The sequence below is a fragment of the Variovorax paradoxus EPS genome (genome assembly GCF_000184745.1).
Taxonomy (GTDB): Bacteria; Pseudomonadota; Gammaproteobacteria; order Burkholderiales; family Burkholderiaceae_C; genus Variovorax; species Variovorax paradoxus_C.
This window is the reverse complement of the sequence record NC_014931.1, coordinates 4521452-4539767: the sequence shown is the minus strand read 5'-3', so window position 1 is coordinate 4539767 and position 18316 is coordinate 4521452. Positions and strand designations below refer to the sequence as shown.

Here is an 18316-nt window from a genome sequence, read left to right as displayed (position 1 = left end):
ACAATAGCCGGTTCCATCCGATTTCCCCGCATTCATGTCCGATTACGAAGTTCGCCCCGCCACGATGCGCGACGCCAAGGCCGTCGCCGAAGTCCATGCCCTGGCCGCCAAGGCCGCCTACGAAGGCATCCTCCCCGAAGAAGAACTGCGCACGCTGGCCCCGGCCAGCCGCGAAGCCAAGTGGCGCGAAGCCATTGAATTCAGCGAACCGCAGGTGCAGGTCGCCACGCTGGACGGCGAAATCGTCGGTTTCGTCGGCTTCGACCGCTCGCGCGACCCCAAGACGCCGTCCACCACGGGCGAGATCTGGGCCATCTACGTCAAGCCCGAGCACTGGGGCAAGGGCGTGGGCGTGGCCCTCTGGGACGCCGCGCGCGAAGGCCTCGAGGAAGAGGGCTGCACCACGGTCACCATCTGGGTGCCGATTCGCAACGACCGCGCCATGCGCTTTCATGAACTCGCAGGCTTCAAGCGCGAGATGAAGACCGCCAAGACCACGCTGCTGGGCACGGTGCGCATTGAAGAGATTCGCCTGAAGCGCAGCGTCGCCTGATTCCATGACGCCGCCGCTGCCGACAACGCCCGACGCTAACCACAACAGCAACCACGCGGCGCGGGTGCTCGCGCACCGGCGCCGCACGACCGTCGTGCAGTGGATTCGCCGCACACACGGCTGGTTCGGCCTGTGGGGCGCAGTGCTGGGGCTCCTGTTCGGTTTCAGCGGCATCTGGCTCAACCACCGCAACGTGCTCAAGCTGCCGCAGGCCCAGGAGCGCACGCGGGCCCAGCTGGCGCTTCCCGACCCGGTGCCCGATACCCCCGAGGCGATGAGCCAGTGGCTTCAAGGCGCGCTGCGCATGAGCGGGCCGCCCAATTCATCGCGCATCGAGCCGGCCAAGCCGGTGGCCTGGGCCGACAAGAGCGACAAGTCGGCGCCCGCGCTCACGCAGCCCGCGCACTGGGTCTTCAACTTCGGCGGCCCGAACGAAACCGTGCAGGCCGACTACTGGCAGGGCAACCGCTCGGTCGGCGTCAACACCACGCACAACGGCTTCGTCGCCACGCTCACCAGCATGCACAAGGGCGGCGGCATGCCGCTCGCGTGGATCCTCCTGGTCGACACGCTGGCCAGCAGCCTGATCTTTCTCTCGGTCTCGGGCGTGGCGCTGTGGATGCTCACGCACCGCCGCCGCCGCGTCGGACTGGCCCTGTTCGGCGCCTCGCTGGCCGCGATGCTGGCCATCGCGTTCAGCGCGCTCTGATCGGCTTCCCGAGGCTGCCGCGTACGGTTATTGCAAGTGCCCGCAGCCGCTGCGGCTAAGCTCGCCGATTCTTTTTCAGACTGACCTTTTCACATGGCCACCAGCCTGCTCCTGCTGCTCGACGACATCGCAACCGTTCTGGACGACGTGTCGATCCTCACCAAAGTCGCCGCCAAGAAGACGGCCGGCGTGCTCGGCGACGACCTCGCGCTCAATGCGCAGCAAGTCTCCGGTGTCAGGGCCGAGCGCGAGATTCCGGTGGTCTGGGCGGTCTGCAAGGGCTCGTTCATCAACAAGGCCATTCTGGTGCCGGCGGCGCTTGCCATCGGCACCTGGCTGCCCTGGCTGGTGACGCCGCTCCTCATGGTCGGCGGCGCTTTTCTCTGCTTCGAGGGCGCCGAAAAACTCGCGCACAAGTTCCTGCACAAGAAGGAACACGACGCCGACACCCAGCGCCACGAGCAAGCCGTGGCCGACGAGGCGGTCGACGTGGTGGCGATCGAGAAGGACAAGATCAAGGGCGCGGTGCGCACCGATTTCATCCTCTCGGCCGAAATCATCGCGATCACGCTGGGCACCGTGCAGGGCCAGCCGTTCACGACGCAGCTGAGCGTGCTGGTCGGCATCGCGCTGATCATGACCATCGGCGTCTACGGCCTCGTGGCCGGCATCGTGAAGCTCGACGACGCGGGCCTCTACCTGAGCCAGCGCGCGAGCGCTGTCTCCCGAGCCCTCGGCCGCGGCATCCTCGCCACGGCGCCCTGGCTCATGAAGGCGCTATCGGTTGCCGGCACCGCGGCCATGTTCCTCGTGGGCGGCGGCATCCTGGTACACGGCGTGCCCGCGTTTGGCCATGCCGTCGAAGACTGGGCCAAGGCCACGGGCGGCGTGTTCGGCACGCTGGGCTCGATGGGCGTGAATGCTGTCGTGGGGCTTGTCGCCGGTGCGATCGTGCTGGCGGTCGTGGAGCTCGTCGGCAAGCTGCGCGGCAAGAAGGACTGAGCCTGCTGCGGCAAGCACGCCTCTCTTTCACTGAAACCCGCCGCAAGGCGGGTTTTTCTTTTTCAGGCGCGCGGCTTGTTGCGCTGGAACAGGCCGACGCCGACCAGTGCGATGCCCAGCACCAGCGCGAACCAGCCGACGATGTACGCGCCCGCCACCATCTCGAACCAGCGCGTGCCCTGCAGGAAGCGGGGCGCCAGCAGCACGGCGGCGCCGATCACGAGGCAGAGGATGCCGCGTTCGAGCGTGCGGAGTTGTCGTTGGGACTTGGCCATGGCTTTTTCTTCGATGGTGCGGATTGATCTGTCAGCGCGTCATTTTCCGCGCATCGCCGCAGGATGCCCCTGCAGTTCAAACGACTTCCCCGTCGGCACCAGCGTGTCGCCATCGACGCGCAGGATCGTGATGTCCTGGTCGATGAAATTCCCCACGTAGAGGAACTTGCCGTCCGCGCTCCACACCGCGCCTTCGGGCAGGCCGCGCACCACCACCTCGTTGGCGCGCGTGACCTTCTTGCCGTCAATCTTCAGCAGCACCACCGAACCGTTGCGGTTGTAGAAGTAGGCGTTCTTCGCCGAGTTGCTGCCGCGCAGGATCACCGCGACCGCATGCCGGCCGGTCGGGCTCACGGCCAGGCCTTCGGGGCCGTCGCCGACCACGACCTTATCGATCACGCGCGGCGGCGCGGCTTCCAGGTCGATCACGCTCACCGTGTCGACCTGCCCGTCCGACGCGCCCGAGTTGCCGTTGTCCGCCGTTAGCGCGAGCTTGCCGTCGGGCGTCACGTCCACGTTGTAGGGCCAGAGGCCGGCTGCGAGATCGACCTTGTTGTAGCTGACCTTCTCGCCGTTCACTTCGAGCAGCGCGATCTTGTGGGCCGGAAACTTGGCGACCAGGGCCCGCTTGCCGTCGGGTGTGAAGCGTACGTGCGCGACCGAATCGTTCATGGCCACGGTGTCGATGAGCGTCACCTTCTTGCCCGCGATGCGCAGCACGCTGACCGAGTTGTCGGCGCGATTGGCCACCAGCGCGAGCGTGCCCGCGCGGTTGATCGAGAGGCCCGAAGGCTGCTTGCCCAACGTGAGCGTGTCGATGAGCTTGGGCGGCGTGGTGGTGAGGTCGATCACGAAGAGGCGGTTGTCGGGCACCTGCTTCCTCACGCCGTTTTCCTCGACCACGTTGAGCGAGTTCGCGACCAGCGCGAGCGTTTCGCCGGGCGTGATCGCGAGGTTGGTCGGAGGGCCGGCGATGGTGTTGTCCAGCTGCAGCGTGCCGACGACTTTCGGTGCGAGCGGGTCGGTGCCGATGTCGAGCACCTGCACCGTGTCGCGCCCCATGGGGCCGAGGATGACGGCGCCCGCGTCGTTCCACGACTGCTTCTCGTCGTTGGCCACGATCATCAGCTGGCGCTGCGGCATGGTGGGGGTGAGGTTGGTGCAGCCCGAGAGCGCGGCCAGGGCAAGGGCGGCCAATGCGGCCGGATGAAACTTCATGGTGCGTGTCTCCGTTGTTGTGTGTCGTTGTCGTGCGCGCCGAGTGGCCGCTGCGCATCGTAGCGGCACAATCGTTCGACCCAACACCCCAGAGCAAGCCGCATGACCATCGAGATATCCAAGGAAGCGCGCCAGCAGGCCATCGCCTCGATCGAGCGCTATTTCAACGAGAACATGGACGAGAAGATCGGGAACATCGCGGCCGGCGCGCTGCTCGGCTTCTTCCTGGAGGAGGTCGGTCCCATCGTCTACAACAAGGCCGTGGCGGAGGTGCAGGAGCGGCTGCAGTCGCGCATCTCGGAAGTCGATCTGGAAGTGCACGAGGACGAGTTCCAGTACTGGCGCAAGTTCGACAGGCAGAAGAAGGGCAAGTAGGCACTGGCGTAGCGCGCACGCATCGCCCGCCATTCAAAGATGCTTCCAAACGTTGCAGAATCCCAAGCCATGCAACTCCACCGCCTGCCCACCCGCTTTTCGCCTCCTTCGCTGCTGCGAACCCTCGTCGCCGTGCCGCTCGTGCTGGCCGCATCCCTCGCAGTCGCCCAGCAGGAGCCGCCCTCGGCATTTCCCCTGGACGCCGCCGGCTACCTGAACGAGGAACTGCCGCGCATGGAGGCCGCCATCGCCGCCAGGGACCGCAGCTTCTTCCACGGCGCGATGGCGCGCACGGTGCAGTTCACCGAGCGTTGGGGCTTCAAGGTGAAGGCCAATCCGGACCTCGCGGCATACCCGATGTGCACCTCGGCGGTGATGGACTATGTGGTCGTCGGCATGTGCAAGCTGACGCCCGGCGACGAGGTCTGCGAGCCGGGGCTGGCGCCACGTTTCGATGCCAATGTGAAGCAGTGCCGCGAACTGGCGGCGCAAAAATAGCGGTCCGATCTTTCAACGAAGAAAAAGTCCTCGTCTCTCGGACGCAGGACGGAGACACCATGGACTACACCCGCTACCAGACCCTCGCCATCACCCGCCGCGGCGCCAACGGCACCGTGCTCGACATCCAGATGCGCGCGTCCAACGGCAAGCTGCCGACCGCCGGCCATGACGGCCACCGCGAACTCGCCGAGATCTGGCGCGACCTCTCGGCCGACGACACGGTGCGCTGCGCGGTGTTGAGGGGCGAAGGGCTGGGATTCTCGGGCGGCGGCGACCTTTCGCTGGTGCAGGACATGGCCACCGACGACGCCATCCGCCAGCGTGTCTGGAAAGAGGCGCGCGACCTCGTCTACAACATCATCAACTGCGACAAGCCCATCGTGAGCGCCATGCACGGCCCGGCGGTGGGCGCGGGGCTGGTGGCGGGCCTCTTGGCCGACATTTCCATCGCCACGAAGAGCGCGAAGATCGTCGACGGCCACACGCGACTGGGCGTGGCGGCGGGCGACCATGCGGCCATCGTCTGGCCGCTCCTGTGCGGCATGGCCAAGGCCAAGTACCACCTGCTGTTGTGCGAGCCGGTGAGCGGCGAGGAGGCCGAGCGCATCGGCCTGGTGTCGCTCGCGGTGGACGAGGCCGACCTGCTGCCGCGCGCCTACGAAGTGGCCGACCGGCTCGCGGCCGGAAGCCAGAGCGCGATCCGCTTCACCAAGTACGCGCTCAACAACTGGCTGCGCCAGGCCGGTCCGACCTTCGATGCTTCGCTGGCGCTCGAATTCATGGGCTTCGCGGGTGCCGACGTGCGCGAAGGCGTGGCGTCGCTGCGCGAGCGGCGCGCGCCGAACTTCGGCTGAAGGAGACGAAGTCCGGCCTGCGGGATCAGGCCTTCTTCAGGCCCTGGAGCGTCTGCAGCAGCACGACGCGCGTCTGCCCCAGCACCATGCCCTTCCATTCGTCGTTGTCGCAATAAAACGCGTCGCGCAGCCCCTGGCGGATCTCGCGCTTCTGCGCTTCCGGCGCCTCGGGATGGCGGCGCAGCCAGGTGTCGGCGCGCAGGCGAAGCAGCACTTCCAGATCGGGCAGCGTGCCGAACTCCAGGCCCATCGGCGCGAGGCGGGCGTTCGGGCATTCGTCGTACGCGGTCGAGATGACGGGGCCCGACACGTCGGCCGATGCCGAGTCGCCGGCAAAGGGCGCGAAGACGTCGGCGCCCCACCAGGCATGCGCCAGCGCGAGGTCTTCGGGCGTGTTGCGGCCTGGGTATATCTTCTCGCCGTGGCCGTAGGGACCGAGGCCGGTGTGCACGTCGATCCAGCCAAGGTGGGTGGCCGATGCCGCGTACTTGCGCAAGATCGCGCGAATTGTCCTGTTGCTCCACGACGGCGCGGTGCCGCCGTAGAACAGGCCATCGGGCGAGGTGTACTGGCCCTTGGTCACGGCCGCGCGGAAGGCGGTCATGCCGTGCTTGCCGATGTAGGCGGCCACGGCCGCGTCGTCGGCGGGTGTCGGCGGCCAGGTGGCGGGCAGCACCAGCGGCTCGACCTCGGCGTAACCGGCATTCACCGGCAGCGGCGCCTTGAAGTCGATGTGGTTGCGGTTCAGGTCGATGTTGTCTTCGTTCGTGCGGTGCAGGTGCGAGAAGCCATGCGGGTTGACGGCATGCACCAGCAGCAGCGCCACGCCGGCCTGTTCGAGGCGTGAGAGCAGGTCGGCATCGTGCAGCGTCGCGACCTGCGCGCCCGAGCCGCAGAAGCCTTCGGGGCCGTGCGTGCCCGAGGTGACGAGCAAGACCCTCTTCGCGTCCTTCGCGCCGAGCAGCGCCACGTCGGTGGCGAGTTCTTCGCCGAGCGCGCCGCGGTGCGCGGGATGCACGAACGATTCGATGGCCGCGCCGCGTTGTGCCGCGGCGTCGAGGAACTTGGCGCGGGCTTCGACATACGTGCCGGAGAAATAGCGCGTGGCGGCGGTGCGTTGTGTTTGCATGGGGTGGGGCTCCTGGGCGTGTACGTGGGAATCGTGGGAATGTTTTTTCAGGCCGGCGCGTGCGCATCCGCAGCGTCGATGTCGCGGCCTGTGTGGTCGCGCAGCCAGATCAGGCCGAGCAGCGAGACCACCGTCATCGCGACGAGGTACCAGGCCGGCGCGAGCTTGCTGCCCGTGGCGTTGACCAGCCAGGTGCTGATGAAGGGCGCGAAGCCGCCGAAGAGCGCCACGCCCACGCTGTACACCAGCGACATGCCGCTCGCGCGCACGCGCTTGGGGAACATCTCCGGCAGCATCGTGATGCCCGGCACCGTCTGCACCACGAGCCCGACGCTGAACACGCCGAGCACGACGAACAGCACCAGCGGCGTGGGCGAGGCGTTGAGCCACAGGAAGCCGGGGTAGATCAGGATCGCCATCACGATGCGGCTCCAGAAGATGAGCGTCTTGCGGCCGACGATGTCCGAGAGCTTGCCCACGAACGGCGCGAGCGCGAACGAGAGCAACCCTGTGAGCGCCGCGCCGAACAGCGCCACCGAGGGCGTGAGGCCAAGCTCGCGCACGGCATACGTGGGCATGTAGAAGGTGACGACATACGCGGCCGTGGTGCCGCCGACGATCGCCAAGATTGCGGCCAGCACCGTCTTGCCGTGCTGCGTGCAGACGATCTTCAGGCTGCTCTCGCGCGGCGCGGCCGCCTGCTCTGGCGAGATGTGCAGCGACTCTTCGAGGTGGCGGCGGATGTACATGCCCACCGGCGCGATCAGCATGCCGATGATGAAAGGCACGCGCCAGCCCCAGCTCTGCATCGCTTCGGGCGTGAGCGAGAAGGTGAGCGCGCCCACCACGATGGCGCCGAGCATCACGCCCAGGCCCTGGCTCGCGAACTGCCAGCTCGCCATGTAGCCGCGGTTGGCGGGCGTGGCGTGTTCCACCAGCAGCGTGGTCGATGCGCCCACTTCGCCGCCGGCCGAGAAGCCCTGGATGAGCCGCGCCAGCACGATGACGATCGGCGCCGCGACGCCGATGGCCGCATAAGTGGGCGTGAAGGCGATGAGCGCGCAGCCCAGCGCCATCAGGAAGATGGTGAGCGTCATGGCCTTCTTGCGGCCCGCGCGGTCGGCGTAGGCGCCGATCACGATGCCGCCCAGCGGCCGCATGACGAAGCCGACGCCGAAGCTCGCCACGGTCAGCAGCAGTTGGCCGTACGAATTGAAGGTCGGAAAGAAGAGCTTGCCGATCACGAGCGCGAGGAACCCGTAGACCGTGAAGTCGAAGAACTCGAGCCCGTTGCCGATGGTGGTGGCGACGATGGTCTGGCGCCGGCGAGCGGACGAGGGCTGCGTGCTTGGGATGCTCATGTCTCTCCAGTTGTGCTTGGTGTGTGATCTGGTCGGAAGGTCGCTCGACCGCGGCGGATGCTAGAGACTTGGTGCTGTCATGAAAAGACAATAATTGGGCGACAACGATAACTTTTGGTTGTCATAACCCGGTGCCTTGAGCGATGAAGCCCAATCAGTTGCACGCCTTCGTGGCGGTGGTCGAGCAGATGAGCATCCGCGCCGCCGCGCGCGTCCTGGGGCTCTCGCAGCCGGCGGTGACCAAGATCGTGCGCGAGCTGGAGCGCGAGGTCGGCGCTCCGCTGGTGGAGCGCAGCGTCAAGGGCGTGCGGCTCACCGAGTTCGGCAAGGCCTTCGCGCCGCGCGCGCGGCTGCTCTTGGCCGACATGGCGCGGGCCCGCGACGAGATCGCGCAGATCCGCGACGGCGCGACCGGCTCGGTGTCGATGGCGGTGAGCGCCTCGTTCGCGCTCACCGTGCTGCCCGCCGCCTTCAAGGATTTCCACACGCGCCTGCCCGCAGTCGACGTGCAGTTCAGCGAGGCGGTGCTGCCCTGGATGCTCGCGCGGCTGCGCGACGGGTTCCTCGATTTCGCGGTGGCCCACGTGGTGCCCGGCACGCTCGATGCGCAGTTCGAAGCGGTCGAGCTGTTCCCGGTGAAGCTGGTGGTGGGCCTGCGCGAGCGCCATCCGCTGCGGGATGCGCGTTCGCTGCACGACCTGTACGCCGGCGAATGGATCCTGCCGGGCGACGACCACCGCGGGCGCGAGGCCGTCTCGCCGCTCTTCACACCGCTCGGCCTGCCGCCGCCGGCCCGCATCATCCAGGGGCAGTCGGTCACGGTAGCGCTGGGGCTGGTGGGTCACATGGACCTCATCGGCCTTTTTGTCGAGCCGCTGGTCAAGCTGACGTTCAAGCGGCACGGTATCCGGCGCATCGACGTGGTGGAAACGCTCCCCACGCTGAACGTGTGCGTGGTGCGGCGGCGAGGGCAGTTGTCGACACCGGCGGCGCAGCATTTCATCGAATGCATCCAGCGCGCTTCGGCGGCTGCGACGGGCGGCTAGGGCGCCGGAAAGTCGATGCCCGGTTCGCCCGTCTTCCAGGGGGCGTACTTCGGCATCGCGCGGGCGAACAGATCCGAGGCGGTCCATGCGGACAGCCAGGCCTGCAGGCGCGGCCAGGGCTGGGCATCGAACCACGCCATGTCGACCATCGCGAACTGGCGCACGAAGGGCATGAGGGCGGCGTCGGCCAATGTCGCGTGCGTGCCGGCCAGATGAGGTGACACCGAGAGCCGGGCTTCGAGATCGCGCAGGAACGCTGCACCGCGCTCGCGCGCCGCATGCTCCGCATCGTCGAACCGGCTGGGGTACTTGTAGCGGTCGAGCTGTGGCTTGAAATCGCCATCGCACGCGGCGACCAGCGCGAGCAGGTCATCGAGCGTGCCGGCGTCGGGCTGCAGCCAGCGCTGCGGATCGTTGCGCCGCAGGGCCCACAGCATGACGTCGAGGCTTTGTTCGATCACCGTGCCGTCGGCCATCGCCAGCACGGGCACGGTGCCTTTGGGCGATGCTGCGAGCATCTCGGCGGGTTTGTCGCGCAGCACGATCTCGCGCAACTCGCAGTGCGTGCCGCTCGCGATCAACGCGAGCCGGGCCCGCATCGCATAGGGGCAGCGGCGGAACGAATAGAGAACAGGGAGGGCGGTGGCGGAAGACATGCGAGCGGGCGATTTTCCGCCAGCGCGGGCTGCTCGCGCCCGGCCGGGTTTTTCAACACAATGAGTCATGGCCGAACGCCTCTTCCTGCGCCTCGTTGACGACCCTCTGCACGGCCCCGAATCGGGCGTGCCCGCCGGCACGCTGCGCGCGGTGCCGGTGAGCGCCGCGTTGCAGGCGCATGTCTCCCACATCTTGCTGTACCGCGAGACCTTCGCGGCGGGACAAGAGGTGCATGAACGCGTGCTGCCCGACGGCGCGGTGCGCCTGGTCTTCAATCTTGGCGATGCGCCTTCCGCGGGCGATGGGGCGGGGTTGCCGGTGGAGGCAATCGGCGCTTCCACCGCGCCGGTCGTGGTGCGCATGCGCGACACGGTGGAGGGAATCTCCGTCACGCTGCGGCCCGGTGCGGCGGCTGCACTGCTGGGCTTGCCTGCCGGCGAGATTGCGGGTCAGGCCGTGCACCTGGACGAGCTCTGGCAGGGCGGCGCGGCCGAGCTGCTGGCGCGCATGGCCGAGGCACCCGACGATGCCGCGCGGGCAGCGTTGCTCCAGTCTGCGTTGGAGCGCCGGCTGCGCGGTGGCGGCGGTGCCGTTCACGCCGCCGCGATGCACGCAGCCCGCCTCATCGCCGAATCGGGCGGGCGGAAACCGTTGCGCGATGTGGCTGCGGCCGTCGGTGTCGGCGAGCGGCGCTTGCAGCAACTCTTTCACGCACACGTCGGGCTGTCGCCGCGTGCCTGGGCGCGGCTCGCGCGGCTGCACGACTGCCTGCGTGCTCTGCGAATGCAACCTGCGCCGGCCTGGGCCGATGTCGCGGTCGAGAGCGGTTTCTACGACCAGTCGCACCTGGTCAACGAATTCCGTGCGCTCTGCGGCGTCACGCCGACCGAGTTCATGGGGCACGCGATTTCGGGTTCTTCCAAGACGCCCGGCTGAGGCCGCACTATCTTCGTGGGCGTTCAAACCAAGGAGCACCGGATGACGCAGAACGAGAACACGAAGAACCGCCCGATGAAGGACTGCATTGCCGTGGTCACGGGGGCCAGCCGCGGCGCGGGGCGCGGCATTGCGATGGAGCTGGGCGCAGCCGGCGCCATGGTGTACGTCACCGGCCGCAGCACGCGCGCGCAGCCCGCCGACACCTACGGCCAGTTGCTGGCGCTGTCGGACATGCCGGCCGTGCCCGGCAGCATCGACGACACCGCCGAAGAAGTCACGCGCATGGGCGGACGCGGCATCGCCGTGCGTTGCGACCACACGCTCGAAGAAGACGTGAAGGCGCTCTTCGCGCAGGTGGAGCGCGAGGCGGGCCGCATCGACCTGCTCGTGAACAACGCATGGGGCGGCCACGAGACCTTCACCGGCGTGTTCGACGCGCCTTTCTGGGAGCACCCGCTCGCCAACTGGGATTCGATGTTCGACCGCGGCGTGCGCAACCACTTGGTGGCCAGCCGCTCGGCCGCGCCGCTGATGGTGCGCGCCAAGCGAGGCCTGATCGTAACCACCACCTTCTGGGACCGCGGCCGCTACATGAAGGGCAATCTCTTCTACGACCTCGCGAAGGCCTCGATGACGCGGCTGGCCTTCGGCATGGCCCAGGAGCTGAAGCCGCACGGCGTGGCGTCGGTCGCCGTGTCGCCGGGCTGGATGCGCACCGAGTTCGTGCTGGCCGGCCACAAGACCGACGAGGCGCACTGGCAGGAGCGGCCAGCGCTGGCGGGCACCGAATCGCCGCGCTACCTCGGCCGCGCGGTGGCGGCGCTGGCGGGCGATCCGCAGGTGATGGAGAAGACGGGCGAGGTGCTGCGGGTGGCCGACCTGGCGAAGGCGTATGGCTTTACCGACATCGATGGCCGGCAGGTGAAGGCCTTCGAGATGTAAAGATGCAGTGATAGTGGGCGGGGCGAAGATCAAGTGCAACCGTGTTGCACTTGATTCCTATAATGCAATGCTGTTGCATATCCAAAGAGCGCACCCCATGACCCATCGCCTCCCCGTCACCGTCCTCTCAGGCTTTCTCGGTGCGGGCAAGACCACCTTGCTCAACCACATCCTCCACAACCGCGAGGGGCGCCGCGTGGCGGTGATCGTCAACGACATGAGCGAGGTCAACATCGACGCGGCGCTCGTGCGCGACGGCGGCGCGCAGCTCTCGCGCACCGACGAGAAGCTGGTCGAAATGAGCAACGGCTGCATCTGCTGCACGCTGCGCGAAGACCTGCTGATCGAGGTGAACCGCCTCGCGAAGGAGGGCCGCTTCGACCAACTGGTGATCGAGTCCACCGGCATCTCCGAGCCCCTGCCCGTGGCCGAGACCTTCACCTTCGCGGGCGAGGACGGCAAGAGCCTGGCCGACGTGGCGCGGCTGGACACCATGGTGACGGTGGTCGATGCCTTCAACTTCCTGCGCGACTACGGCTCGCCCGACAGCCTGGGCCAGCGAGGCCAGTCGCTGGGCGACGAGGACACGCGCACGGTGGTCGACCTGCTGATCGAGCAGATCGAGTTCTGCGATGTGCTGGTGGTCAACAAGACCGACCTCGTCACGCCCGAGGAGCGCGAGCGCCTGATGGCGATCTTGCAGAGCCTGAATCCGCGTGCGCGCATCGAGGTGTCGCAGTTCGGCCGCGTCGCACTCGACCGGGTGCTCGACACCGGTCTTTTCGATTTCGAGCAGGCGGAGCAGGCGCCGGGCTGGCTGGCCGAGCTGCGCGGCGAGCATGTGCCCGAGAGCGAGGCATACGGCATCCGCAGCTTTGTCTATCGCTCGCGCCTGCCGTTCCATCCGAAGCGCTTCTGGGACCTGGTGCAAAGCGAGTGGGAGGGCGTGGTGCGCTCCAAGGGCTTCTTCTGGCTCGCGAGCCGTGCCACGCGTGCCGGTTCGTGGTCGCAGGCCGGTGGCGCCTGCCGTTACGGCGCGGCGGGATTCTGGTGGGCGGCGGTGCCGCGGGAGCACTGGCCGACCGAGCCGGATGCGCTGGAGACGATCCAGAAGAACTGGGATCCGGCAACCGGCGATGCGCGTCAGGAGCTGGTGCTCATCGGCATCGGCATGGACGAGGCCGCATTGCGTGCGCGGCTGGATGCGTGCCTGCTCACCGAAAACGAGATGCGCTTCGGCGCCTCGTGGTGGCAGAACCTGCCCGATCCGTTCCCGTCCTGGAACGTCTGAAAAGACCTATCGGGCGCAGTCGCCGCAGGTGCCGTGAAGTGTGAGCGCGGTGTGTCGGGTGTCGATGCCCTGCTTGCGCAGCGCCTTGCCGAGCCGGCCCATCACCTTGGGCAGTTCGGGGTCCGACGGCAGCGCCAGCACCTTGTGGCACTGGTCGCATTCGAAGGTGTTGCCTGATGCCGCCTCGACGTGCCGCGCAAAGCGGTTGACCCGGTCGGCGCCCACGCGGCGGTCGCACAGGCCCGCTTCGACGAGGCGGTCGAGCACGCGGTAGATGGTCACGCGGTCGGGTGCTTCGCCGGTGGCAGTGGTGTAGGCCGCGGCCACTTCCTCGTGCGTCAGGGGTTGGGAGGTGTGCCGGAGCAGTTCCAGCACCGTCTGGGCGGCGCGCGTGACGCGCAGGCCGCTTTCGCGCAACAGGGTTTCGCTGTCGAAGGCGGCGGCTGCGGCGGCGAGCGGGGGCTTCGGGTGCGGGTTCGGGGTCTTCATGGGAAACGCGATTGTGTTGCATCTTCGGGCCGGGGTGCGTAAAGCAACGAAAATCGCCTGCCTGCCAAGCCGGAAATCGCCGCCGCAAAGGCCGCGGTCAGCGGATCGAGCGGGACAGCGCCTTGGCGAAATCCGCGACATCGTCGTCGCGACACACCTCGGCGGCCACTGGCGCATGGCCGCCCGCTACGGCGACCAGCGCCATCGCCTTCTTGGGGCAGAGGCCCAGGCAGGTCGATTGCACGACGCGCAGGCGCCCCGGCACATGCACCAGGTCTCGCTTGAGTTCCTTGCGGACCTGTTTCGCCTTGAGTTTCGTGGGGCCGTCGCTGCGCTCTTCACAGTCGCCGCAAACCAGCACGACGCCCGAAAGCTTGATCTCGACCAGGGGAGGGGAATGGCTCACGTGCTTCTTTCCTTTTTTCTTTCCTTTTGTTTCGGCCCATCTTGGGCGCGAAGGCGGCCCGCGCAAGTCAGCCGACCGCCCGAATGCGCTAAGGTGCGGCCATCCGAAGCCCTGAATACCTTTGCCCGACCATGTCCCGCCTTCCCATCGAAATCGAAACCGCCCCGAACCCCACCGCCTCCGTGATCCTGATGCACGGCCTTGGCGCCGACGGCAACGACTTCGTGCCGATCGCCGGTGAGCTCGACCTGTCCAGCGTCGGGCCGGTGCGCTTCGTGTTTCCCAACGCGCCGGTGATTCCGGTCACCTTGAACAACGGCTACCAGATGCCGGCCTGGTTCGACATCGCCGGCCCCGATTTCAATGTGCAGGAAGACGCCACGGGCCTGCGCCGTTCGCAGGCCGCCATCGAGGCGCTGATCGCCAACGAAAAGGCCCGCGGCATTCCCGCCCACCGCATCGTGGTGGCCGGCTTCTCGCAGGGCTGCGCGATGGCGCTGCTGACCGGGCTGCGCCACACCGAGCGCCTGGCCGGCATCGTCGGCCTTTCGGGCTGGCTGCCGCTCGCGGCCAGCACCGCGGCCGAGCGCCATGCGGCCAACCATGACACGCCGGTGTTCCTCGGCCACGGCCGGCAGGACCCGATGGTGCCGCTGGCACGGGCCACGCAATCGCGTGACGCGCTCATCGCCTTGGGCTATACCGTCGAGTGGCACGACTACGCGATGGCGCACTCGGTCTGCATGGAGGAAGTGGCCGACCTGAACGATTTCCTGCTGCGCGTGCTGGCCTGAAGCGCCAAAGCGCCAAAAGGCCGCCGCGGCAACCCACGAAGAAGGAGACACCCCATGATCCTCGTCATCGGACACGCCCTCGCCAAACCCGACACCCTGCAGGCGATGCAGGCCATCAGCGTGGAGCACGTGCTGCGCTCGCGCGCCGAGCCCGGCTGCATCTCGCACGAAGTCACGACCGACGTGCAAGACCCGCTGCGGCTGACGTTCGTGGAGCGATGGAGCGACATGCCCGCGCTGCAGACGCACTTTCGCGTCGATGCCTCGCGCGCCTTCGGCAAGGCGCTCGCGGCCATGGCCGACGGCACGCCGGAGATCCACGTCTACCAGTCGGACGAGATAGACCTGCGGGCAGGCCGCGCCTAGCCCGCATTTTTCTCTACGGAAAAGGCCTTTGGCCCCACGGTGCCTATGCGGGGAGCTATCAAAAAAGTAGCGCGCGAGAACCTAGCTGGAAACGGGATTCCCTGCACGAGCGTTGCCCGCGCACCCGTGCTACCTTCCAGCCCCTCAGAAGATTGATGGGTCATAACAATATGAGCAACAGATTGCAGGAGAGGCTGGGTGCCCTTTCAGCCGCACGCCTGAAGGGCATGCGCCGTGGCATCGAGAAGGAAAGCCTGCGCGCGCTGCCCGACGGCAAGCTCGCGCTGACGCCGCATCCGCTGGCGCTGGGCTCGGCGCTCACGCATCCGCACATCACGACCGACTTCAGCGAATCGCAGCTCGAGCTCATCACAGGCGTGCACGCCGGCGTCGAATCGGCGCTGGAAGAATTGACCCAGGTTCACCAGTTCACCTACCGCGTGCTCGACCAGCTGGGCGACGAGCGCCTCTGGGTTTCCAGCATGCCCTGCGGCCTGCCGACCGACGAGACCATTCCCATCGGGCGCTACGGCTCCTCGAACGTGGGCCGCGCCAAGAGCGTCTACCGCATGGGCCTGAGCCACCGCTACGGCCGCCGCATGCAGACCATCTCGGGCATTCACTACAACTGGTCGCTGCCCGATGTGTCGAGCGAACAGTACTTCGCGCTGATCCGCAACTTCCGCCGCCACGCCTTTCTCTTGCTGTATCTGTTCGGCGCTTCGCCGGCGCTGTGTTCGAGCTTCGTCGCGGGCCGCCCGCACGAGCTGCAGCCGCTGGGCGACGGCAGCATGTTCATGCCGCACGGCACGTCGCTGCGCATGGGCCGCCTGGGCTACCAGAGCGATGCGCAAGCCTCGCTGGCCGTGAGCTACAACAGCCTCGACGGCTATGGCGCCTCGCTGCAGGACGCGCTCACCCGCCCCTGGCCGGCCTACGAATCCATCGGCATCCGCAACCTGGGCGGCGACTACAACCAGTTGGGCACCAGCCTGCTGCAGATCGAGAACGAGTTCTACGGCACCATCCGCCCCAAGCGTGTGATCAACCCCGGCGAGCGTCCGCTGCATGCGTTGCGCGAGCGCGGCGTCGAGTACGTCGAGGTGCGCCTCATGGACCTCGACCCCTTCGAGACCGTCGGCATCAACGCGCAGACGATGCGCTTCATCGATGTGTTCCTGCTGCATTGCCTCTTGAGCGACAGTCCCGACGACACCCCCGAGGAAATCGCCGACCTGGCAAGCAACCAGCACCTGACCGCCGCGCGCGGCCGCGAACCGGGCCTGCGCCTGTCGCGCGGCGGCAGCGAAGTGACGCTGACCGACTGGGGCATCGAGCTGGTCGACGAATGCCTGCCCATCGCCGCCGCGCTCGACGCGGCGCAGGGCGGCACGCTGCACACCGACGCGGTGAATGCCGCCCGGGCCGCGCTGCAGAACCCCGACAGCCTGCCCTCGGCCCGCGTGCTCGCGGCCGTCGAGCAGCAGCACGCCAACTCGTTCATCGGCTTCGTGCGCGCCCAGTCGGAGCAGACCCGCGCCGCGCTGCTGGCCCTGCCGTTCTCGGCCGAGCAGCAGGCTGCATTCGAGCGCATGACCGCCGAGTCGATCCAGGAGCAAAAGCGCATCGAGGCGGCCGACACGATGCCCTTCGAGATCTACCGCGAGCAGTACGTCTCGCCCGCGCGGCTGGGCATCGCCCGGGGGCGGATGGCCGTCGCGGCCTGATACCAAAGCCTTCAGCGTCGTTCGGCGTCCGTCGGCGCCACCATCCTCAGACGACAGCGGTGGTGGCCGATGGCCTACAGGCATTGGCCCGCATGGCCCACCGCGCGCCACGCCTGCGCTGCGAGGATGCGTTGCATGCACAGCGCAAGTACCGTCCCCCTGGTTTCATCATGACGTTCAAGGCCTACCTCGTCGAGGACAGTCCCGTGATCCGCGAGAACCTCGTCGGATTCCTGGAGGACGTGGCCGATGCGGAGGTCGTGGCCTCCGCCAGCACCGAGGAAGAAGCCGTCGCCTGGCTGCGCCAGCACCGCGACGGCTGGGACCTGACCATCGTCGATCTCTTCCTCAAGCGCGGCAACGGGCTGGGCGTGATCAACGCCTGCCGCAACCGCTCGCCGCACCAGAAGGTGGTCGTGCTCAGCAACTACGCCACGGCCGACATGCGCGACCGCTCGACCCAGTTGGGCGCCGACGCCTTCTTCGACAAGTCGGCCGAGCTCGACCAGTTGGTGGCGTACTGCGCCACCATGCAGCCGTCGCCCGGGTGACTGGCACGCTCTGCCTGCGGCACTGGTGCCAGGATCTTTTGGGGTAAAACGCCACGCTGCCGCACAGCGGCAAGGCGCAGACACTCCCCCAACGAAAGCAGCAGAGAAGAGAGCGACTCATGAGCAGCAACAGCATCGACTTCAAGGGCCGCGTGGCCATCGTGACCGGCGCGGGCGGGGGCCTCGGCCGCCAGCATGCGCTGGCCCTGGCGGCGCGCGGCGCCAGGGTGGTGGTCAACGACCTGGGCGGCGCGCGCGACGGCTCCGGTGGCTCGGTGAGCGCCGCGCAGGCGGTGGTCGACGAGATCGTGGCGGCCGGCGGTGAAGCCATCGCCAATGGCGCATCGGTGACCGACTTCGACGCGGTGCAGGCCATGGTGCAGCAGGCCGTGGACGCCTGGGGCCGCGTCGACATCCTGGTCAACAACGCCGGCATCCTGCGCGACAAGAGCTTCTCCAAGATGGAGATCGCCGATTTCAAGCTGGTGGTCGATGTGCACCTCATGGGCGCGGTGAACTGCACCAAGGCTGTCTGGGCGCTCATGAACGCGCAGAAGTACGGCCGCATCGTGATGACCACCTCGTCCTCGGGCCTGTACGGCAACTTCGGCCAGAGCAACTACGGCGCCGCCAAGCTCGCGCTCGTGGGCCTGATGCAAACGCTGAGCATCGAGGGCGCGAAAAACGACATCCGCGTGAACTGCCTCGCGCCCACCGCCGCCACCCGCATGACCGAGGACCTGTTCCCGAAGGAAATGCTCGAAGCCTTCCAGCCCGACGCAGTGGTGCCCGCCATGCTGGTGCTGGCCTCGCAGGACGCGCCCAACCGCACCGTGCTCTGCGCGGGTGCCGGCGTCTTCGAGGCGGCGCACATCACGCTGACGCAGGGCGTGTGGCTGGGCAATGGCCCGGACGCCGCCGAGCAACTGGCTGCGCGGCTGGCCGAGGTGACCTCGCGCGAGGGCGAGGTCGTGCCGCAGAGCGGGGCGACGCAGGGCAGCAACGAAGTCGGCAAGGCGATGGCGGCGAAGGTCGACAAAGCCTGAAGGGCCTGAAGAGCCCGAACTGCCGCCCTGTTCATGGCGCTTGACCTAGAGCGCACTCGAGCATTTCCAATGAATTCACCGGGAC

The 18316-nt window shown here is 67.6% G+C and carries 22 protein-coding genes; 15 read left to right on the top strand and 7 right to left on the bottom strand.

Annotation, left to right across the window (positions count from 1 at the left end):
• Positions 1-34 precede the first annotated feature (34 nt).
• The 3 genes from VARPA_RS20985 to VARPA_RS20975 all read left to right on the top strand — a co-directional run bounded on the left by VARPA_RS20985 (position 35) and on the right by VARPA_RS20975 (position 2264).
• Positions 35-553 carry a GNAT family N-acetyltransferase gene (locus tag VARPA_RS20985; protein WP_013542592.1) on the top strand — a complete coding sequence of 173 codons (519 nt, stop codon included), beginning with the start codon at positions 35-37 and terminating at the stop codon, positions 551-553.
• Positions 554-557: 4 nt separating this feature from the next.
• Positions 558-1262, top strand: a complete 705-nt coding sequence (locus tag VARPA_RS20980) for a PepSY-associated TM helix domain-containing protein (RefSeq protein WP_013542591.1) — start codon at positions 558-560, stop codon at positions 1260-1262.
• A gap of 93 nt (positions 1263-1355) precedes the next feature.
• Positions 1356-2264: a DUF808 domain-containing protein gene (locus VARPA_RS20975; RefSeq protein WP_013542590.1), complete on the top strand. Its 909-nt coding sequence runs from the start codon at positions 1356-1358 to the stop codon at positions 2262-2264.
• A 62-nt stretch (positions 2265-2326) separates the two neighbouring features.
• On the opposite strand, the gene VARPA_RS20970 is transcribed toward VARPA_RS20975, so the two are convergent.
• Together VARPA_RS20970 and VARPA_RS20965 are read right to left on the bottom strand one after the other, a co-directional pair.
• Positions 2327-2539, bottom strand: coding sequence for a hypothetical protein (locus VARPA_RS20970; RefSeq protein ID WP_013542589.1), 213 nt, complete (start codon positions 2537-2539; stop codon positions 2327-2329).
• Between the two features lie 39 nt (positions 2540-2578).
• Positions 2579-3757 carry a lactonase family protein gene (locus VARPA_RS20965; protein WP_013542588.1) on the bottom strand — a complete coding sequence of 393 codons (1179 nt, stop codon included), beginning with the start codon at positions 3755-3757 and terminating at the stop codon, positions 2579-2581.
• A gap of 102 nt (positions 3758-3859) precedes the next feature.
• Here VARPA_RS20965 and VARPA_RS20960 point away from each other — a divergent pair, with 102 nt between their 5' ends.
• The 3 genes from VARPA_RS20960 to VARPA_RS20950 all read left to right on the top strand — a co-directional run bounded on the left by VARPA_RS20960 (position 3860) and on the right by VARPA_RS20950 (position 5487).
• The gene (locus VARPA_RS20960; protein ID WP_013542587.1) at positions 3860-4132 is read left to right on the top strand and encodes a DUF2164 domain-containing protein; all 273 of its coding nucleotides are present in this window, start codon (positions 3860-3862) and stop codon (positions 4130-4132) included.
• A gap of 69 nt (positions 4133-4201) precedes the next feature.
• On the top strand, positions 4202-4630 hold the full coding sequence (locus tag VARPA_RS20955) for a hypothetical protein (RefSeq protein ID WP_013542586.1): 429 nt from the start codon (positions 4202-4204) through the stop codon (positions 4628-4630).
• A gap of 59 nt (positions 4631-4689) precedes the next feature.
• The gene (locus tag VARPA_RS20950; RefSeq protein WP_013542585.1) at positions 4690-5487 is read left to right on the top strand and encodes an enoyl-CoA hydratase/isomerase family protein; all 798 of its coding nucleotides are present in this window, start codon (positions 4690-4692) and stop codon (positions 5485-5487) included.
• A 25-nt stretch (positions 5488-5512) separates the two neighbouring features.
• Here the strand turns inward: VARPA_RS20950 and VARPA_RS20945 are convergent, their stop codons facing one another.
• Together VARPA_RS20945 and VARPA_RS20940 are read right to left on the bottom strand one after the other, a co-directional pair.
• Complete coding sequence (locus VARPA_RS20945; RefSeq protein ID WP_013542584.1) at positions 5513-6616, bottom strand: M14 family metallopeptidase; 1104 nt, start codon at positions 6614-6616, stop codon at positions 5513-5515.
• 47 nt (positions 6617-6663) lie between these two features.
• Positions 6664-7977: an MFS transporter gene (locus VARPA_RS20940; protein WP_013542583.1), complete on the bottom strand. Its 1314-nt coding sequence runs from the start codon at positions 7975-7977 to the stop codon at positions 6664-6666.
• A 143-nt stretch (positions 7978-8120) separates the two neighbouring features.
• Between VARPA_RS20940 and VARPA_RS20935 the strand changes: the two genes are divergently transcribed.
• Positions 8121-9023: a LysR substrate-binding domain-containing protein gene (locus tag VARPA_RS20935; protein WP_013542582.1), complete on the top strand. Its 903-nt coding sequence runs from the start codon at positions 8121-8123 to the stop codon at positions 9021-9023.
• On the opposite strand, the gene VARPA_RS20930 is transcribed toward VARPA_RS20935, so the two are convergent.
• Positions 9020-9679 (bottom strand): glutathione S-transferase, encoded by a 660-nt coding sequence (locus tag VARPA_RS20930; RefSeq protein WP_013542581.1) that lies wholly within the window; start codon positions 9677-9679, stop codon positions 9020-9022. The genes VARPA_RS20935 and VARPA_RS20930 overlap by 4 nt on opposite strands.
• 67 nt (positions 9680-9746) lie before the next feature.
• On the opposite strand from VARPA_RS20930, the gene VARPA_RS20925 reads away from it, so the two are divergent.
• From VARPA_RS20925 to zigA, 3 genes are all read left to right on the top strand, one after another.
• On the top strand, positions 9747-10616 hold the full coding sequence (locus VARPA_RS20925) for a helix-turn-helix transcriptional regulator (RefSeq protein WP_013542580.1): 870 nt from the start codon (positions 9747-9749) through the stop codon (positions 10614-10616).
• A 42-nt stretch (positions 10617-10658) separates the two neighbouring features.
• Positions 10659-11561, top strand: coding sequence for an SDR family NAD(P)-dependent oxidoreductase (locus VARPA_RS20920; protein ID WP_013542579.1), 903 nt, complete (start codon positions 10659-10661; stop codon positions 11559-11561).
• Between the two features lie 97 nt (positions 11562-11658).
• Positions 11659-12852: a zinc metallochaperone GTPase ZigA gene (gene zigA / locus VARPA_RS20915; RefSeq protein ID WP_013542578.1), complete on the top strand. Its 1194-nt coding sequence runs from the start codon at positions 11659-11661 to the stop codon at positions 12850-12852.
• 6 nt (positions 12853-12858) lie between these two features.
• Here zigA and VARPA_RS20910 read toward each other — a convergent pair whose 3' ends face one another.
• Both VARPA_RS20910 and VARPA_RS20905 read right to left on the bottom strand, forming a co-directional pair.
• Positions 12859-13341: a Fur family transcriptional regulator gene (locus VARPA_RS20910; protein ID WP_013542577.1), complete on the bottom strand. Its 483-nt coding sequence runs from the start codon at positions 13339-13341 to the stop codon at positions 12859-12861.
• Positions 13342-13438: 97 nt separating this feature from the next.
• Positions 13439-13747, bottom strand: a complete 309-nt coding sequence (locus VARPA_RS20905) for a hypothetical protein (protein ID WP_013542576.1) — start codon at positions 13745-13747, stop codon at positions 13439-13441.
• Positions 13748-13878: 131 nt separating this feature from the next.
• Between VARPA_RS20905 and VARPA_RS20900 the strand changes: the two genes are divergently transcribed.
• The 5 genes from VARPA_RS20900 to VARPA_RS20880 all read left to right on the top strand — a co-directional run bounded on the left by VARPA_RS20900 (position 13879) and on the right by VARPA_RS20880 (position 18231).
• A complete protein-coding gene (locus tag VARPA_RS20900; RefSeq protein WP_013542575.1) occupies positions 13879-14541 on the top strand; it encodes an alpha/beta hydrolase in 663 nt (220 codons plus the stop codon).
• A gap of 54 nt (positions 14542-14595) precedes the next feature.
• Positions 14596-14907: a putative quinol monooxygenase gene (locus tag VARPA_RS20895; protein ID WP_013542574.1), complete on the top strand. Its 312-nt coding sequence runs from the start codon at positions 14596-14598 to the stop codon at positions 14905-14907.
• Positions 14908-15077: 170 nt separating this feature from the next.
• The gene (gene gshA / locus VARPA_RS20890) at positions 15078-16634 is read left to right on the top strand and encodes a glutamate--cysteine ligase (RefSeq protein WP_041942979.1); all 1557 of its coding nucleotides are present in this window, start codon (positions 15078-15080) and stop codon (positions 16632-16634) included.
• Positions 16635-16804: 170 nt separating this feature from the next.
• Entirely contained in the window at positions 16805-17185 is a 381-nt protein-coding gene (locus VARPA_RS20885; RefSeq protein ID WP_041943897.1) for a response regulator, read from the top strand.
• 119 nt (positions 17186-17304) lie between these two features.
• Positions 17305-18231 carry an SDR family NAD(P)-dependent oxidoreductase gene (locus VARPA_RS20880; protein WP_013542571.1) on the top strand — a complete coding sequence of 309 codons (927 nt, stop codon included), beginning with the start codon at positions 17305-17307 and terminating at the stop codon, positions 18229-18231.
• Positions 18232-18316: the final 85 nt, after the last annotated feature.

Excerpts from the sequence above, each read along its gene's own strand:
- VARPA_RS20895 (WP_013542574.1), top strand. The coding sequence starts at position 14,596 with ATGATCCTCGTCATCGGACACGCCCTCGCCAAACCCGACACCCTGCAG.
- VARPA_RS20975 (WP_013542590.1), top strand. The coding sequence starts at position 1,356 with ATGGCCACCAGCCTGCTCCTGCTGCTCGACGACATCGCAACCGTTCTG.
- VARPA_RS20935 (WP_013542582.1), top strand. The coding sequence starts at position 8,121 with ATGAAGCCCAATCAGTTGCACGCCTTCGTGGCGGTGGTCGAGCAGATG.
- VARPA_RS20940 (WP_013542583.1), bottom strand. The coding sequence starts at position 7,977 with ATGAGCATCCCAAGCACGCAGCCCTCGTCCGCTCGCCGGCGCCAGACC.
- VARPA_RS20950 (WP_013542585.1), top strand. The coding sequence starts at position 4,690 with ATGGACTACACCCGCTACCAGACCCTCGCCATCACCCGCCGCGGCGCC.
- VARPA_RS20965 (WP_013542588.1), bottom strand. The coding sequence starts at position 3,757 with ATGAAGTTTCATCCGGCCGCATTGGCCGCCCTTGCCCTGGCCGCGCTC.
- zigA (WP_013542578.1), top strand. The coding sequence starts at position 11,659 with ATGACCCATCGCCTCCCCGTCACCGTCCTCTCAGGCTTTCTCGGTGCG.
- gshA (WP_041942979.1), top strand. The coding sequence starts at position 15,078 with ATGAGCAACAGATTGCAGGAGAGGCTGGGTGCCCTTTCAGCCGCACGC.
- VARPA_RS20980 (WP_013542591.1), top strand. The coding sequence starts at position 558 with ATGACGCCGCCGCTGCCGACAACGCCCGACGCTAACCACAACAGCAAC.
- VARPA_RS20985 (WP_013542592.1), top strand. The coding sequence starts at position 35 with ATGTCCGATTACGAAGTTCGCCCCGCCACGATGCGCGACGCCAAGGCC.
- VARPA_RS20925 (WP_013542580.1), top strand. The coding sequence starts at position 9,747 with ATGGCCGAACGCCTCTTCCTGCGCCTCGTTGACGACCCTCTGCACGGC.
- VARPA_RS20900 (WP_013542575.1), top strand. The coding sequence starts at position 13,879 with ATGTCCCGCCTTCCCATCGAAATCGAAACCGCCCCGAACCCCACCGCC.
- VARPA_RS20920 (WP_013542579.1), top strand. The coding sequence starts at position 10,659 with ATGACGCAGAACGAGAACACGAAGAACCGCCCGATGAAGGACTGCATT.
- VARPA_RS20885 (WP_041943897.1), top strand. The coding sequence starts at position 16,805 with ATGACGTTCAAGGCCTACCTCGTCGAGGACAGTCCCGTGATCCGCGAG.
- VARPA_RS20955 (WP_013542586.1), top strand. The coding sequence starts at position 4,202 with ATGCAACTCCACCGCCTGCCCACCCGCTTTTCGCCTCCTTCGCTGCTG.
- VARPA_RS20880 (WP_013542571.1), top strand. The coding sequence starts at position 17,305 with ATGAGCAGCAACAGCATCGACTTCAAGGGCCGCGTGGCCATCGTGACC.
- VARPA_RS20960 (WP_013542587.1), top strand. The coding sequence starts at position 3,860 with ATGACCATCGAGATATCCAAGGAAGCGCGCCAGCAGGCCATCGCCTCG.
- VARPA_RS20910 (WP_013542577.1), bottom strand. The coding sequence starts at position 13,341 with ATGAAGACCCCGAACCCGCACCCGAAGCCCCCGCTCGCCGCCGCAGCC.
- VARPA_RS20930 (WP_013542581.1), bottom strand. The coding sequence starts at position 9,679 with ATGTCTTCCGCCACCGCCCTCCCTGTTCTCTATTCGTTCCGCCGCTGC.
- VARPA_RS20945 (WP_013542584.1), bottom strand. The coding sequence starts at position 6,616 with ATGCAAACACAACGCACCGCCGCCACGCGCTATTTCTCCGGCACGTAT.
- VARPA_RS20970 (WP_013542589.1), bottom strand. The coding sequence starts at position 2,539 with ATGGCCAAGTCCCAACGACAACTCCGCACGCTCGAACGCGGCATCCTC.